This window comes from Thioalkalivibrio sp. AKL9 (assembly GCF_000377825.1).
GTDB classification, from domain to species: domain Bacteria; phylum Pseudomonadota; class Gammaproteobacteria; order Ectothiorhodospirales; family Ectothiorhodospiraceae; genus Thioalkalivibrio; species Thioalkalivibrio versutus.
The window spans coordinates 61,544-75,705 of record NZ_KB905103.1 but is presented as its reverse complement, the minus strand read 5'-3'; the positions used below and the strand labels follow the sequence as shown (position 1 = coordinate 75,705).

15 protein-coding genes and 2 rRNA genes (1 of these 17 cut by a window edge) are annotated in these 14,162 nt (G+C 65.1%); 10 read left to right on the top strand and 7 right to left on the bottom strand.

What is annotated here, in order from left to right; translation table 11 throughout:
• The 3 genes from D573_RS0100390 to D573_RS0100380 form a co-directional block, all read left to right on the top strand.
• Positions 1 to 701: ribosomal RNA gene (locus D573_RS0100390) — 23S ribosomal RNA — on the top strand; it begins 2,178 nt to the left of the window's first position.
• 111 nt (positions 702 to 812) lie between these two features.
• Positions 813 to 928 (top strand): 5S ribosomal RNA (rrf, locus tag D573_RS0100385).
• Positions 929 to 1,070: 142 nt separating this feature from the next.
• Positions 1,071 to 1,277 carry a hypothetical protein gene (locus D573_RS0100380; protein WP_018145297.1) on the top strand — a complete coding sequence of 69 codons (207 nt, stop codon included), beginning with the start codon at positions 1,071 to 1,073 and terminating at the stop codon, positions 1,275 to 1,277.
• A gap of 167 nt (positions 1,278 to 1,444) precedes the next feature.
• On the opposite strand, the gene D573_RS0100375 is transcribed toward D573_RS0100380, so the two are convergent.
• From D573_RS0100375 to dapA, 3 genes are read right to left on the bottom strand one after another with little or no spacing between them, the layout of a single operon-like run.
• The gene (locus D573_RS0100375) at positions 1,445 to 2,215 is read right to left on the bottom strand and encodes an MBL fold metallo-hydrolase (RefSeq protein WP_018937259.1); all 771 of its coding nucleotides are present in this window, start codon (positions 2,213 to 2,215) and stop codon (positions 1,445 to 1,447) included.
• 21 nt (positions 2,216 to 2,236) lie between these two features.
• Positions 2,237 to 3,403, bottom strand: coding sequence for an outer membrane protein assembly factor BamC (bamC, locus tag D573_RS0100370; protein WP_018937258.1), 1,167 nt, complete (start codon positions 3,401 to 3,403; stop codon positions 2,237 to 2,239).
• Between the two features lie 8 nt (positions 3,404 to 3,411).
• Positions 3,412 to 4,290, bottom strand: coding sequence for a 4-hydroxy-tetrahydrodipicolinate synthase (dapA, locus tag D573_RS0100365; protein WP_018145300.1), 879 nt, complete (start codon positions 4,288 to 4,290; stop codon positions 3,412 to 3,414).
• Positions 4,291 to 4,560: 270 nt separating this feature from the next.
• Here dapA and D573_RS0100360 point away from each other — a divergent pair, with 270 nt between their 5' ends.
• From D573_RS0100360 to D573_RS0100350, 3 genes are all read left to right on the top strand, one after another.
• Positions 4,561 to 5,115 (top strand): glycine cleavage system protein R, encoded by a 555-nt coding sequence (locus tag D573_RS0100360; RefSeq protein ID WP_018937257.1) that lies wholly within the window; start codon positions 4,561 to 4,563, stop codon positions 5,113 to 5,115.
• A 71-nt stretch (positions 5,116 to 5,186) separates the two neighbouring features.
• Positions 5,187 to 5,663 carry a peroxiredoxin gene (locus D573_RS0100355; protein ID WP_018937256.1) on the top strand — a complete coding sequence of 159 codons (477 nt, stop codon included), beginning with the start codon at positions 5,187 to 5,189 and terminating at the stop codon, positions 5,661 to 5,663.
• A gap of 33 nt (positions 5,664 to 5,696) precedes the next feature.
• Positions 5,697 to 7,115 carry a PhoH family protein gene (locus D573_RS0100350; protein WP_018937255.1) on the top strand — a complete coding sequence of 473 codons (1,419 nt, stop codon included), beginning with the start codon at positions 5,697 to 5,699 and terminating at the stop codon, positions 7,113 to 7,115.
• Positions 7,116 to 7,368: 253 nt separating this feature from the next.
• Here the strand turns inward: D573_RS0100350 and queD are convergent, their stop codons facing one another.
• From queD to D573_RS0100330, 4 genes are read right to left on the bottom strand one after another with little or no spacing between them, the layout of a single operon-like run.
• The gene (gene queD, locus D573_RS0100345; protein WP_018145304.1) at positions 7,369 to 7,752 is read right to left on the bottom strand and encodes a 6-carboxytetrahydropterin synthase QueD; all 384 of its coding nucleotides are present in this window, start codon (positions 7,750 to 7,752) and stop codon (positions 7,369 to 7,371) included.
• 41 nt (positions 7,753 to 7,793) lie between these two features.
• A complete protein-coding gene (gene dxs / locus D573_RS0100340) occupies positions 7,794 to 9,695 on the bottom strand; it encodes a 1-deoxy-D-xylulose-5-phosphate synthase (protein WP_018937254.1) in 1,902 nt (633 codons plus the stop codon).
• Positions 9,696 to 9,709: 14 nt separating this feature from the next.
• A complete protein-coding gene (gene ispA, locus D573_RS0100335) occupies positions 9,710 to 10,603 on the bottom strand; it encodes a (2E,6E)-farnesyl diphosphate synthase (protein WP_018937253.1) in 894 nt (297 codons plus the stop codon).
• Between the two features lie 10 nt (positions 10,604 to 10,613).
• Positions 10,614 to 10,919, bottom strand: coding sequence for an exodeoxyribonuclease VII small subunit (locus D573_RS0100330; RefSeq protein ID WP_018169073.1), 306 nt, complete (start codon positions 10,917 to 10,919; stop codon positions 10,614 to 10,616).
• A gap of 237 nt (positions 10,920 to 11,156) precedes the next feature.
• Here D573_RS0100330 and D573_RS0100325 point away from each other — a divergent pair, with 237 nt between their 5' ends.
• The 4 genes from D573_RS0100325 (at position 11,157) to D573_RS0100310 (ending at position 14,112) form a co-directional block, all read left to right on the top strand.
• Positions 11,157 to 11,576 carry a rubrerythrin family protein gene (locus D573_RS0100325; protein ID WP_018145308.1) on the top strand — a complete coding sequence of 140 codons (420 nt, stop codon included), beginning with the start codon at positions 11,157 to 11,159 and terminating at the stop codon, positions 11,574 to 11,576.
• 156 nt (positions 11,577 to 11,732) lie between these two features.
• The gene (locus tag D573_RS0100320) at positions 11,733 to 13,085 is read left to right on the top strand and encodes a heterodisulfide reductase-related iron-sulfur binding cluster (protein WP_018145309.1); all 1,353 of its coding nucleotides are present in this window, start codon (positions 11,733 to 11,735) and stop codon (positions 13,083 to 13,085) included.
• A gap of 65 nt (positions 13,086 to 13,150) precedes the next feature.
• On the top strand, positions 13,151 to 13,453 hold the full coding sequence (locus D573_RS0100315) for an encapsulin-associated ferritin-like protein (protein WP_017940767.1): 303 nt from the start codon (positions 13,151 to 13,153) through the stop codon (positions 13,451 to 13,453).
• A gap of 47 nt (positions 13,454 to 13,500) precedes the next feature.
• Entirely contained in the window at positions 13,501 to 14,112 is a 612-nt protein-coding gene (locus tag D573_RS0100310; protein ID WP_018169074.1) for a DUF3501 family protein, read from the top strand.
• Positions 14,113 to 14,162 lie beyond the last annotated feature (50 nt).

Below are 14,162 nucleotides of genomic sequence, written 5' to 3'. Positions count from 1 at the left end.
GGCCTGTTATCCAGGTCGGGGACCGTGTGTGGTGGGTAGTTTGACTGGGGCGGTCTCCTCCCAAAGAGTAACGGAGGAGTGCGAAGGTACCCTCAGCGCGGTCGGAAATCGCGCGACGAGTGCAAAGGCATAAGGGTGCTTAACTGCGAGACAGACACGTCGAGCAGGTGCGAAAGCAGGTCTTAGTGATCCGGTGGTTCTGTATGGAAGGGCCATCGCTCAACGGATAAAAGGTACTCCGGGGATAACAGGCTGATACTGCCCAAGAGTCCATATCGACGGCAGTGTTTGGCACCTCGATGTCGGCTCATCACATCCTGGGGCTGAAGCAGGTCCCAAGGGTATGGCTGTTCGCCATTTAAAGTGGTACGCGAGCTGGGTTTAGAACGTCGTGAGACAGTTCGGTCCCTATCTGCCGTGGGCGTCGGAGATTTGACAGGATCTGTCCTTAGTACGAGAGGACCGGGATGGACGCACCTCTGGTGTTCCGGTTGTCACGCCAGTGGCATTGCCGGGTAGCTAAGTGCGGAAGGGATAACCGCTGAAAGCATCTAAGCGGGAAACCCACCTGAAGATGATATCTCCCTGGACCCTCGAGGTCCCTGTAGGGCCGTTGAAGACTACAACGTTGATAGGCTGGGTGTTGAAGCGCGGTAACGCGTGTAGCTAACCAGTACTAATTGCCCGTGAGGCTTGACCATATAACACCCAAAGTGTTGGTGGTCTCGTTTGACACATCGCTACGTACACAAGCCTAGAATGCATTCCGAATTTAGATGACGTGGAACACTCCGCGTGGTCTAGCCAGTTTGTCTGGCGGCAATAGCGAGTAGGAACCACCCGATCCCATCCCGAACTCGGAAGTGAAACTGCTCTGCGCCGATGGTAGTGTGGGGTCTCCCCATGTGAGAGTAGGTCACCGCCAGGCATTAATCCGAAGCCCGGTCCCCGTTTTGGGGGCCGGGCTTTTTTTATGCGTGTTAGTCAGGCACCGTGTGCGGACGGTGAAGTCTGCTGCTGCGGCCCTCGGCCGGTTTGAAAGGGACGCAGGTGCCGAGACGGAGGCTGGGATGAGACAGAAGCGGACGGACGGAGGGTTGGTCCTGGTAGGGCTGGTCCTGCTCGGAATTGGACTCTATGCGATTTTCGGCGGACAGTTGGCTTTCACGCCCATTGCGCCGCGGGAGGGTTCCGGGTTTGGCGGGCCGGTGGCAACAGTCATTGGCGTGGCCTTCGTGATCGGGGGCCTGTATTTCCTTCGGGAGTCGCGCCGCTGATCACACTGGGCTTGGGACCACGTTGGAGAGCCGGCCTTGGTTTCCGACCGCAGCGTCAGGTGGCCGGAGGGGGCTGCGCCATGTGGGTTGATTGGCGCAGCCCTTCGACATGCGGCCGCGGCCGGGCTGACGTGACCGGGGGCACGGCGTTGGACCGGTAGTTGGAGTCAGGCTTGAGCCGTGGTTCGCCACGTGAAGCCGTAGTCCTGGGTTGCGATCTCGGGATCGGATGGTGAGGAGCCAAGGCCCTCGGCGAGCGCCTGGCGTGCAAGCGTCTCGTGGTTGTTGTCACTCGACAAGTGCATACCGATCACATGGCGTAGCCTGGATCGATCGATGCGATGGAGAAGGTCGGTGGCCGCGTGATTCGGTAGGTGGCCGTACCCGCCCGCAATACGTCGCTTGAGCGACGCCGGGTACCGCCCGGCGGCGAGCATGGCAGGGTCGTGGTTGCACTCCAGTAGCAGGGCTTCGGCTGCATTGGCCACGTCGACCATGTGCGGGGAGATGTGGCCGGCATCCGTCATCAGGACCAGCCGGTGATCGCCGTCGGAAAACGCGAATTGGATGGGTTCGCGGGAGTCGTGCGGCACCGTGTACGGTTGCACCCAGGCGTCGTCGATCTCCAGCGGTGCATCCGCCTGGATCTCCTGGATGTGAGCAAAACCGGTGTCGCGGGCGGCCAATCGGGTGCCGGGGCTGGTAAATACGGTGAGGCCGTAACGCCGGGATAGCGGCGCGGTGGCGCCGATGTGGTCGGCGTGCTCATGGGTCACCAGGACGGCCGTCAGGTCCTGTGGGGTCAGGTCGACCCGGGACAGGCGGCGTTCCAGCTCCTGCATCGAGAATCCGCAATCCACCAGCAGGCGGGTGGCACCGATCTCGACCACCAGGGCGTTGCCGGAACTCCCGCTGCCCAGGGAGCAGAAGCGGATCATGGTGGCTGGGCTCGCCGCGTTCTAGCGAAGGATCTGCTGCTCGATCTGCTCCAGTACGAACTCGGCGTCACGGCGGCCAAGGGGCTCGCCATCGATGTCGCGCGCCTCGATTCGCAGATCGCCGTCGCCGATGTCGGTCAGGCGAATCTGATAACGCTCGTTCTCGCGACGATCACCGCCGCGTCCGAAGATCCGACTGAAGAAGCCGCCGCGTTCGCTCTCGCCGACCATGTCGGGGCGATAGGTCACCTCGAAGGTCCCCGTATTGCGGTCTTGCTCGTCCACCAGGAGGCCGGCGCGGTCCAGGTAGGTGCCCATCTGCGACCACATGCGGTTGAAGTCGCTGCCCGTCACCAGTACCGGGTGGCCTTCGTGTTCCGTTTGGTGCAGCTCGGTCGGACGGTCGCCAATGGTCTCGGCTACCCGGGTGCCGCCCTCGGGGGTCTCGCCCGTGGCGAGGTAGACACGCAGGCGATTAAGCATTTCGGCCTCGAGTTCGGGATCGGACGGGCGCATTGCCCAGCGCCAGGTCTCGCCCTCGGGTTCTTCGGTGGCCCTTCGGTGCGAGATGTAGATGGCTGAGCGGCCATTGTCGCGTTCGACGCGCAGGCGGTATTGGTCGCGCGTGTTGGCGTCGTACACGTTACCCAGCGCACGGGCGAAGATGTTCTGTGTGCCCCGCAGCGGAATCCCGGCGCGGTCTTCGGCCCATTCGGTCTCCATGACGCCGACCTGGGGTTCGTTGCGCTCCAGGCGCAGGTTCTGACTGTCCCAGAATGCGGTCAGGCGATCCCAGAGATCCTCCGGGGCCACCTCGACACTCAGCCAGCGGACGCTGCCTTCGCGCATCAGCTGGATCTCGGTCGATTCCGGAAGGACCCGGGCATCGCTGCGGACCGGCGCGGTTGCCCCGGTGGGCTGGCGCTGCTGCTGGCGGGCCGCGGAGTCTTGCTGCATCTCGCGGGCGCTGATCCGTTCGCCCGGGGCGTCCGGAATACGGTAGGCGCGTTCGCTGTCGGGCGCGATCAGGTCCGGTGGGACCTCGAGGTTGTCCATCTGCCGACTCATTTCGTACTCGGGGCCGGACTGGCGGTCGCCGGAGGTCGAGCACCCGGCGATGGCCAGGCCCGTAGCCAGGGCCAGGGCGGTGCGGGTCGCGTGACGGTGGAGCTTGGCAGACTGTTTCATGTCGGGGATCAGACCTCTATGCCGGCCTGGCGCATCGCGTCCAGGACCGGCGCATGGAAGGGTTCGGACAACGGAGTCAGAGGCAGGCGGATGCCTTCCTCCATGAGGCCCATGCGTTGCAGCGCCCATTTGACCGGAATCGGGTTGGCTTCGAGGAACAGGGCTGAATGCAGCCCGTCCAACTGGCGATTGATCTCGCGCGCCTCGTCGGGGCGGCCTTCGCGCACGGCGCGGCACATGGCGGCCATCAGTTGCGGTGCGACGTTGGCGGTGACAGAGATAACCCCGTGGCCGCCCGCGAGCAGAAAGGCCAGCCCGTTGCCGTCATCCCCACTGTAGAGGTCCAAGCGGTTGCCGACACGGGCGACCAGCTCGGCGGTGCGTTCGTTACTGGCCGAGGCTTCCTTGATCCCGATGATGTTCGGGATGTCGGCCAGACGCTCCACCGTCTCCGGCAACAGATCCACTGCGGTGCGGCCAGGCACGTTGTACAGGATCTGCGGGATGTCCACCGCTTCCGCAATGGCCTTGTGGTGCAGGTAAAGGCCTTCCTGGGTCGGCTTGTTGTAGTAGGGGGAGACCAGCAGGCAGGCATCCGCGCCGCCTTCCTTGGCGCAGCGGGTCAGGGCGATGGCCTCGCGCGTGGAGTTCGCCCCGGTACCCGCGATCACCGGCAGGCGCCCCGCGACGGTCTTCACCGTGTGGGCGATGGCCTCGCAGTGCTCGTCGAAATCGAGGGTCGCGGATTCGCCGGTGGTGCCGACGGCAACAATGGCATCGGTGCCGGCCTCGATGTGGAATTCCAGGAGCCGATCCAGGGCCGGCCAGTCCAGGCTGCCGTCCGCGTGCATCGGGGTCGCCAGTGCGACCATGCTGCCTTGAAACATCGACTCCTCCAACAACGGTAATGGTGCAGTCTAACGGGCGGGTGACAGGGCATTCAAGATTCCTTCGGCCGGGTGTTCGCCGCACCTCGTCTTTCGTGCACCCGGTCGCCTCCCCTGGCGGGGAGACACGCGGATCAAGTCGCCCGGCTGCGTTGGCGCCGCCGGGGCAAGGTGGTATGTTGCGAGCCATCATGCCTGTCGCCGCTTTCACGCAGAGAACCCCCGGGTGCTTGCCCGCCCCTTGCCTCGCGCGCAGCCGGCGGGTGTCGCATGGCTGAGGTGGTTGGCGCGGGCACCCACACCCACCTGATCCTCAACCTGATCGGGCCCGATCAGCCCGGTCTGGTGTCCAGCGTGACCCGCGTGATCGCTGATACCGGCTGCAATCTCGAATCCAGTCGCATCACGGTCGTGGGTGGCTACTGCTGCATGGCGCTTAGCGCCAGTGGCAACTGGAAGACCCTGGGTACCCTGGAGTCCCGTCTGCAGCGCCTGGAGGCGGAGATGGGGCTGGTCGTGGTGGCCCGTCGCGGCCCGCTGGAGGAGCGCCCCGAGGCGGCGATGCCCTATGCCGTGGACGCGGTAGCCCTGGACACCCCGGGCCTGCTGAATGCCCTGGCCGATTTCTTTACCAGCCGTGGGGTAAACCTGCGCGACGTCCAGACCCGGGTATACATCGCCCAGCAGACCGGGGCCCGCATGTTTGCGGCCAACATGGTCGTGGATATCCCCGCAGGGCAGCACCTGGCCAGCCTGCGCGGCGAGTTCATGGATTTCTGTGACGAACTGAACGTGGACGGCGTGCTGGACCCGATCAAGGCCTGAACCGGCCGGGCTCGCGTGGCGTCCGCGGTGGTCTTACGCTTTGAGACCCTCTACTCAAGGAGCAACGCCTGATGAGCATCGCAATCGACCAGCGGGTACCCGAGGACCTGCGTGTGCCGGCGACCGGCGACCAGACCCTGGGGCCGGCCGACTTCAAGGGCCGCATCGTGGTCCTGTATTTTTACCCCAAGGACAGTACGCCCGGCTGCACCAACGAGAGCCGCGACTTTGCTGCCAACCAGGCCGCCTTTGACGCCGTCGGTGCAGTGATCCTCGGTGTCTCGCGCGACAGCGTGAAGAGCCACGAGAACTTCCGCGCCAAGCAGGAGTTGCCCTTCGATCTGTTGAGCGATGGCGACGAGACCCTGTGCGACGCCTTCGATGTCATCAACATGAAGAACATGTACGGCAAGCAGGTGCGTGGTATCGAGCGCTCCACGTTCGTGATCGATGCCGATGGCGTGTTGCGCAAGGAGTGGCGCAAGGTGAAGGTGCCGGGCCATGTGGACGAGGTTCTCGCCGCGGTGCGCGAACTCGCAGGGAGCTGAGCCCCTCTTCCCCCACTTCGCCCCGGAGGTGTCATGAACGCGACCGCCCAGGATCCGAAACGCCTGCTCGTCCTGGACACCAATGTCCTGATGCACGACCCCACGGCGCTGTTCCGCTTCAAGGAACACGACATCTTCCTGCCCATGGTCGTGCTCGAGGAGCTCGACCGTGGCAAGAAGGGGGTTTCCGAAGTCGCGCGCAACGTACGCCAGGTCTCGCGCTTCATTGACGAGCTCACCACCGGCGCCCAGCACGAGCAGATCGCCGCCGGGTTGCCGCTGCAGGCGGATTCGCTCAGCGAGTCTACGTTCGCGCCCACCGGGCGCCTGTTCTTTCAGACCCGCAACCTGTCCTCCAGCCTGCCGGCCTCGCTGCCGGGCACCTCGGCCGACAATGACATCCTCGCCACTGCCCAGGCGCTGAAGACCGAGTATCCCGACACCCCGGTGACGCTGGTATCCAAGGACATCAACCTGCGCATCAAGGCCACGGTGATCGGCCTGCACGCGGAGGACTACTACAACGATCAGGTGCTGGACGACGTCAGCCTGCTGTTCTCCGGCATGACCGAACTGCCAGCGGACTTCTGGGAGACCCACGGTGCCAAGATGGACTCCTGGCAGGAGTCCGGCCGCACCTACTATCGCGTGACCGGCCCGCTGGTGGCCGAGTGGCAGCCCAACCAGTTCGTCTACCGCGAGGGCGAGAACCCGCTGTCCGCGATCGTGCTGGAGATCGACCAGCCGAACGAATCCGCGGTAATCGAGCTGGTCGACGACTACATGACCCCGCGCCACAGCGTCTGGGGCATCAACGCCCGCAATCGCGAGCAGAACTACGCCCTGAACCTGCTGATGGACCCGGAGGTGGACTTCGTCTCCCTGCTGGGGGCCGCCGGCACCGGCAAGACCCTGCTGACCCTGGCCGCAGGGCTCGCGCAGACGCTGGAGGACAACACCTACAAGGAGATCATCATGACCCGGGTCACGGTCCCGGTGGGCGAGGATATCGGCTTCCTGCCCGGGACCGAAGAGGAAAAGATGACCCCGTGGATGGGAGCGCTGATGGACAACCTCGAGGTGCTGGCCAAGTCCGAGGGCGCCGGGGACTGGGGGCGCATGGCCACCAACGACGTGCTGACCAGCCGCATCAAGATCCGCTCGCTGAACTTCATGCGCGGGCGTACCTTCCTCAACCGCTACATCATCCTTGACGAGGCGCAGAACCTGACCTCCAAGCAGATGAAGACCCTGATCACTCGTGCCGGACCGGGGACCAAGGTGGTCGCGCTGGGGAATATCGCGCAGATCGACACCCCGTACCTGACCGAGACTTCCAGCGGACTGACCTATGTGGTGGACCGGTTCCGCAACTGGACCCACAGCGGCCACATCACGCTGACACGCGGGGAGCGCTCACGGCTGGCGGACTACGCCTCGAATCACTTGTAGTCGGCGGGTAAGGCACGCGCAGGTCTAATAGCGGAGCGGGCGCCTGGCACCGTCATTGCGAGGTCCCACAGCGGCCGGACTTTGGTTATCGCGCGCAGCGTCATCGCGAGGAGCGAAGCGACGTGGCGACCTCCTGAAGCTGGCAACGAGCCGGGATCTGGTGGTTCCGGATGGAGGTTGCCGCGTCGCCTTCGGCTCCTCGCAATGACGGTGCGTGTGGCGGGGCGCGGGGGTTGCTGGAGCGAGTGGGGCGTCAGCCGTCTTCGCTGTAGCGCACGCAGGCGCGGTCGGTCTCCCACAGGGTCAGCGCGTGCATGCGCAGGCCCGGGCGGTTCAGGCGTCCGGCCATTTCCCGGTAGAACCACTGGGCAATGTTCTCGGCCGTGGGGTTGACCGTGTCGAACGGCGGGACGTCGTTCAGGTAGCGGTGATCCAGCTGCCCCGCGATCTCGCGCGCGGCGGTCTTGACCACCTTGAAGTCCACCGCCATGCCGGAATCGTCCAGGGTCTCGGCCTGGACCTCGGCCTCCACCTTCCAGTTGTGCCCGTGCATGTTCGCGCACTGCCCCGGGTAGTCGCGCAGGGTATGCGCGGAGGCAAAGTCGGTCAGGACGCGAAGGGTGTAACGGGCACTCATGATCGTTTTCCGGGCGAGCGGCCATGGCGGCCGGGTTTTGATTAGCCCGCGAAGCCTATCCGGCTGCCGTCGTCCGCGCAATTCTCCAGCCCGAAGGCGTGGCGAATCGCGGCCAGTACGCCGGCCGTGTCGAGGCCGCAATCGGCGAGGATCTGCTCGCGCGAGCCATGCTCGGTGAAGGCATCCGGGATGCCCAGTACCTGGCAGGGCCGGGTCAGCCCTTCGGCCGAGAGCCACTCCAGTACTGCGCTGCCGGCACCACCGGCGCGCGCATGATCCTCGATCGTCACGAAGCCCTGGTGGCTGGCGGCCAGTTGCGCCAGCAGATCCGTATCCAGGGGCTTGATGAAGCGCATGTTGACCACGGTGGCATCCAGCGCCTCGCCGGCCGCCAGGGCGGTCTCCAGCAGCGCGCCGAAGCTGAGGATGGCCAGACCCCGGCCCTCGCGCACGACCTCGGCGCGCCCGACCGGCAATGTTTCCAGATCCTCGCTGCCGCCCTCCGGCAGTTCGCCGGGCCCGCCACCGCGCGGATAGCGCACCGCCGCCGGGCCGTCGTGGGCGAAGCCGGTGGACAGCATCTGGCGACACTCGCGCTCGTTGGCGGGTGCCATCAGCAGCAGGTTGGGGACCGTGCGCAGCAGGGCCGTGTCGAAGGTGCCGGCATGGGTCGGGCCATCGGCGCCGACGATTCCGGCACGATCCACGGCGAACAGCACCGGCAGATTCTGGAGTGCGACGTCGTGGATCACCTGATCCATGGCGCGCTGCAGGAAGGTCGAGTAGATCGCAACCACGGGCTTCTGGCCCTCGCAGGCCATGCCCGCGGCCAGGGTGACGGCATGCTGCTCGGCGATCCCGACGTCGAAATAGCGCTGTGGAAATTGTTCGGAGAACGCGACCAGTCCGGAACCCTCGCGCATGGCCGGGGTGATACCCAGCAGGCGATTGTCGGCCGTGGCCTGGTCGCACAGCCACTGGCTGAAGATGTCGGTGTAGGTTGGGGGCTTCGGGGCGGACGGGGCGAGGCCGTTTTCCGGCTCGAACTTGGACACGCCATGGTAGCGGCAGGGGTCTTCCTCCGCCGGTGCATAGCCCTGGCCCTTGCGGGTAACCACGTGCAGCAGCTGCGGCCCGTGGGTGCCGCGCAGGTTCTTCAGGATCGAGACCAGCCCGTTCACGTCGTGGCCGTCCACCGGGCCGAAGTAGCGAAAGCCCAGTTCCTCGAACAGCGTGCCGGGCACGAACATGCCCTTCATGTGTTCCTCGGCGCGCTGGGCGAAGGCCTTCATCGGCGGGACGAACTCCAGCATGCGCTTGGAGCCCTCGCGCATCGAGCTGTATAGCGGGCCGGACAGCAGTCGGGTGAAGTACTGATTGAGTGCGCCGACGTTGGGCGAGATCGACATATCGTTGTCGTTCAGGATCACCAGCAGGTTGCAGTCGAGATCGCCGATGTGGTTCAGCGCCTCGAAGGCCATGCCCGCGGTCATCGCGCCGTCGCCGATTACGGCCACGTGGCGCCGGTCCAGCCCGGCGTGCTTCGCCGCCAGGGCCATGCCGGCGGCAGCGCTGATGGAGGTGCTGGAGTGCCCCGCCCCGAAGGCGTCGTATTCGCTCTCCGCGCGTTTGGGGAAGCCGGCCAGGCCCCCGTACTGGCGCAGATGGGCCATGTCGGCCCGGCGTCCGGTCAGGATCTTGTGGGCGTAGGCCTGATGGCCGACGTCCCAGACGATGCGGTCGTCGGGGGTGTTGAACGCGTAGTGCAGCGCGATCGCGAGTTCCACCGTGCCGAGGTTGGCAGCGAGATGGCCGCCGGTGCGCGAGACGCTCTCGATCAGGAATTGACGCAGTTCGTCGGCCACCCCGGTGAGGTCCGAGGCCGGGCGTTCCCGCAGGTCGGCGGGCCATTCGATTGCATCCAGCAGGGGTGTGGGGGTCATCTAGGCGGGCCGGTTCAATTCATGCGATCGACGATGTACCGCGCCAGGAAGCGAAGCAAGTCCGCCTCCTGACCGAAGGGTTGCAGCTCGGTCAGTGCCTCGTCGACCAGCGCCACCGCCCGCTCGCGCGAGGCCTCCAGGCCCTGCAGCGAGGGGAAGGTGGGCTTGTGCAGGCGGGCATCGGCGCCACAGGCCTTGCCCAGGATCTCGGGGTCGCCTTCCACGTCGAGGACGTCGTCACGGATCTGGAAGGCCAGGCCGATGCATTCGGCGTAGCGTGTCAGGCGTTCCAGGGCGTCGGGGTCGGGCGTGCCGGCCAGCGCCCCCAGCCGCACCGAGGCGCGGATCAGGGCGCCGGTCTTCAGCCGGTGCATGCGTTCCAGTTCCGGCAGGTCGATGGGCTGGCCGCAGGCCCCGAGGTCGATCGCCTGGCCGCCCGCCATGCCGTGCAGGCCGGCGGCGCGCGCGAGCTCGCGCACCGCGTTCAGCCCGGTCGGCGCGGGCAATTCCGCGACGCCATCGGTCAGGATGTCGAAGGCCAGGGCCTGCAAGGCATCCCCGGCGAGGATGGCGGTCGCCTCGTCGAAGGCCTTGTGGCAGGTCGGGCGGCCGCGACGCAGGTCATCATCGTCCATCGCCGGAAGGTCATCGTGGATCAGCGAATAGACGTGGATCATCTCCACCGCTGCGGCCATCGCATCCAGCGCCGGTTCCGGGGCGCCGGTCGTGCGCCCGGCCGCGTAGACCAGGACCGGGCGCAGGCGCTTGCCGCCGGACAGCGTGGCGTAGCGCATCGCCTCGATCAGGCGGGCGTCGGGGGCGCCGTCCGTGCCCAGGTGGCGGTCGAGGACGGCCTCGATGCGTTGCTGGTATTCGTTCAGGGCCTGCTCGGGGGCGGTGGCGGTCAATGGCGGCTCGCTAGAACGGGACATCGGGGTCCGTCGTATCGTGCGGCTCCGGTGTCCGGGGAACATGGGTGCTTGCGTGATGGTCATTCTGGGCAGCGGTGCCGGAAGGTGCTTCCTGGGCCAGTGCCTCGATCCGGCGCTGCGCATCGTCGAGCGCCAGCTGGCAGCGGTTGACCAGTTCCATGCCACGCTGGAATTCGCCCAGCGACTGCTCCAGGCCGAGCTCGCCGGACTCCATCCGGGCGACCAGGGCCTCCAGGGCCTCCAGGCTGGCTTCGAATTCCGCCGGGCTGTCGGCGCTGGGCGAGTCGGTCATGATGGATTACCGGGTCGAAAAGGTGAGAAAGTATCCGATCCGCTGCGGCGAGGAAAGGCGTGGCACACGGCAGCCCTTGTTTATGGCGCCACCGCCCCCATAATCCGGAGGGCTTCCGGTTGACACTGAACCGGGTGCCGACTAGAGTTTTCGTACGGTTTAGACCGAGTCTAAACGCCCGTCTGCACAGACATTCCTGTGGTTGTGTAGAACTTATCCAGAGAGAAGGAGAGCACCATGGACCTGAAAGGCAGCAAGACCGAAGAAGCCCTGAAAGAGGCCTTTGCCGGCGAATCGATGGCCAACCGCCGTTACCTGTACTTCGCTTCCAAGGCCGACGTGGAAGGCTACAACGACGTCGCTACCGTGTTCCGTTCCACCGCGGAAGGTGAAACCGGCCACGCCCACGGTCACCTCGAGTACCTCGAGAGCTGCGGCGATCCGGCCACCGGCCTGGAGTTCGGCCCCACCTCCGCCAACCTGAAGACCGCCGTCGCCGGCGAGACCCACGAGTACACCGACATGTACCCGGGCATGGCCAAGACCGCCCGCGACGAAGGCTTTGACGAAGTCGCCGACTGGTTCGAAACCCTCGCCAAGGCGGAGCGTTCCCACGCCAACCGCTTCCAGAAGGCGCTGGACCAGCTGGACGACTGATCGTCTCGCAGTGCTGGAAGTACACGGGGCCGGTCCGCCGGCCCCGTTTTCCGGGAGATACGGAACAGCCTGTGGCGTGGCTGAATGCAGTTCACCTCGCATGCTGTTCCGTGTTTCCCTCGAAGCATCGTACTGATACGGACACCGGAGGGATGCATGTCTGCGCCGACGCACCAACGTGAAGGAAGTCTCGAAGCCCCGACCCGTCATCCGCTGGACTGGAAGAACCCGGAGTTCTACAACGAGGAATCGCTGTTCAGCGAACTGGAACGGGTCTTTGATATCTGCCACGGCTGCCGTCGTTGCGTAAGCCTGTGCAACTCCTTCCCCACCCTGTTCGACCTGGTCGACGAATCCGAGACCCTGGAGGTCGACGGGGTCGACAAGAAGGATTACTGGCAGGTCGTCGATCACTGCTACCTGTGTGATCTGTGCTACCTGACCAAGTGCCCCTATGTGCCGCCGCACGAGTGGAACGTGGACTTCCCGCACCTGATGCTTCGGGCCAAGGCCTTCCGTTTCCAGAACGAGGGCGCCAAGACCTCGCACAAGCTGATGTCCAGCACGGACATGGTCGGCAAGCTGGCGGGCATCCCGGTGGTGGCCGGCGCGGTCAATGCCGCGAACAAGAACGGCGCGGTGCGCAAGATGCTGGACAAGACCATGGGCGTGCACCCGGACGCCCCGGTCCCCGAGTACCACTCCAGCAAGGGCCGCTCGCGCGTTGCCAAGACCGCGAAGGGTGTCAGCAACCCCGAGCCGGCCGGTGCCACCCAGGGCAAGGTCGCCCTCTACGCGACCTGCTACGGCAACTACAACGAGCCGCATCTGGTCGAGGACCTGGTCAAGGTCTTCGAGCACAACGGTATCGAGGTCACCCTGGTCGAGAAGGAACAGTGCTGCGGCATGCCCAAGCTGGAGCTGGGCGACCTGAAGTCGGTAGAGGCCTCCAAGGACGCCAACATCCCGGCAATGAAGCGCATGATCGACCAGGGCTATGACATCGTGGCCCCGGTGCCGTCCTGCGTGCTGATGTTCAAGCAGGAACTTCCGCTGATGTTCCCGGACGACGCCGACGTGATCGCAGTGCGCGACCGCATCTTCGACCCGTTCGAGTACCTGATGGAGCGGCACAAGGACGGCAAGCTGAATACCGATTTCCCCGAGAAGCTCGGCAAGATCGCTTACCACGCCGCCTGCCACCTGCGGGTGCAGAACATGGGTCTGAAGACCCGTGATCTGCTCAAACTGGTGCCGGAGACCGAGATCGACGTGATCGAGCGCTGCTCCGGACACGACGGCACCTACGGGGTGAAAAGCGAATTCTACGAGACGGCATCCAAGATCTGCCGTCCGGTAGTCAGCCGCGTGCAGAAGGCCGAGTCCGACCACTACTCGAGCGATTGCCCGATGGCCGGCCACATGATCGAGAACGGGCTGCAGGGCAAGGGCGAGGACAAGGCGCCCGAGCATCCGCTAACCCTTCTGCGCCAGGCGTATGGCCTGTAAGGCTGCCGGGCGGTATATCAGGATCAGCAAGGGCGTGAACGAACGCCCGCGAACGGAGAGAACCCATGGCGAGTGACAGCTACCACGAACCGGTGGAGGAACTGAGCGACGAGTCGCGCGAGATGCATCGCGCGATCGTCTCGTTGATGGAAGAACTCGAGGCGGTGGACTGGTACCAGCAGCGCATCGACGGCTGCAAGGACGAAGAGCTCAAGGCGATCCTCGCGCACAACCGCGACGAGGAGATCGAGCACGCCGCGATGGTGCTGGAGTGGATCCGTCGGCATAACCCGGTGTTCGATCACGAACTGAAAGACAACCTCTGGTCCGACAAGGACTACACGAAGACGGGGCATCACGATCACTGAGATGTGCTGATCCTGACGGACCCGTCCGGCGCGAAGGAGGTATCGAGATGAAGATGGAGGCAAGTGTGGACAAGCTGAGTCGTGAAGACCTGTATTCGCTGGAGAAGTACCACGAGATGCGGCCCCAGTTCCGCGCCGAGGTGATGCAGCACAAACGCAATCGCGTCGTGCAGGTGGGCCCGGCCGTGAGCCTGCACTTCGAGGATCGCAAGACGATGCAGTACCAGATCCAGGAGATGCTGCGGGTCGAGAAGATCTTCGACGCCGAGGGCATCCAGGAGGAGCTGGATTCCTACAACCCCTTGATCCCGGACGGCTCCAACTGGAAGGCGACCATGATGGTCGAGTATCCGGACGTGGACGAGCGCAAGGTGCAGCTGTCCAAACTGATCGGGATCGAGCGCAAGACTTATGTGCAGGTCGAAGGGCATGACAAGGTCTACCCGATCGCGAACGAGGACCTCGAGCGCGAGACGGACGACAAGACCTCGTCGGTGCACTTCCTGCGCTTCGAGTTGACGCCGGAGATGGTCGCGGCGGCGAAGTCGGGTGCGGCCATTGCCATGGGTGTGGAGCACGAGAACTACAACCACCGGCTGGACGCGGTCGCCGAAGGCACCCGCGAGTCGCTGGCCGCCGATCTCGACGCCATCAACTAACGCCGCGCGCTCCCGCGCATCGCAAAGGCGCCTCCGGGCGCCTTTTTTGT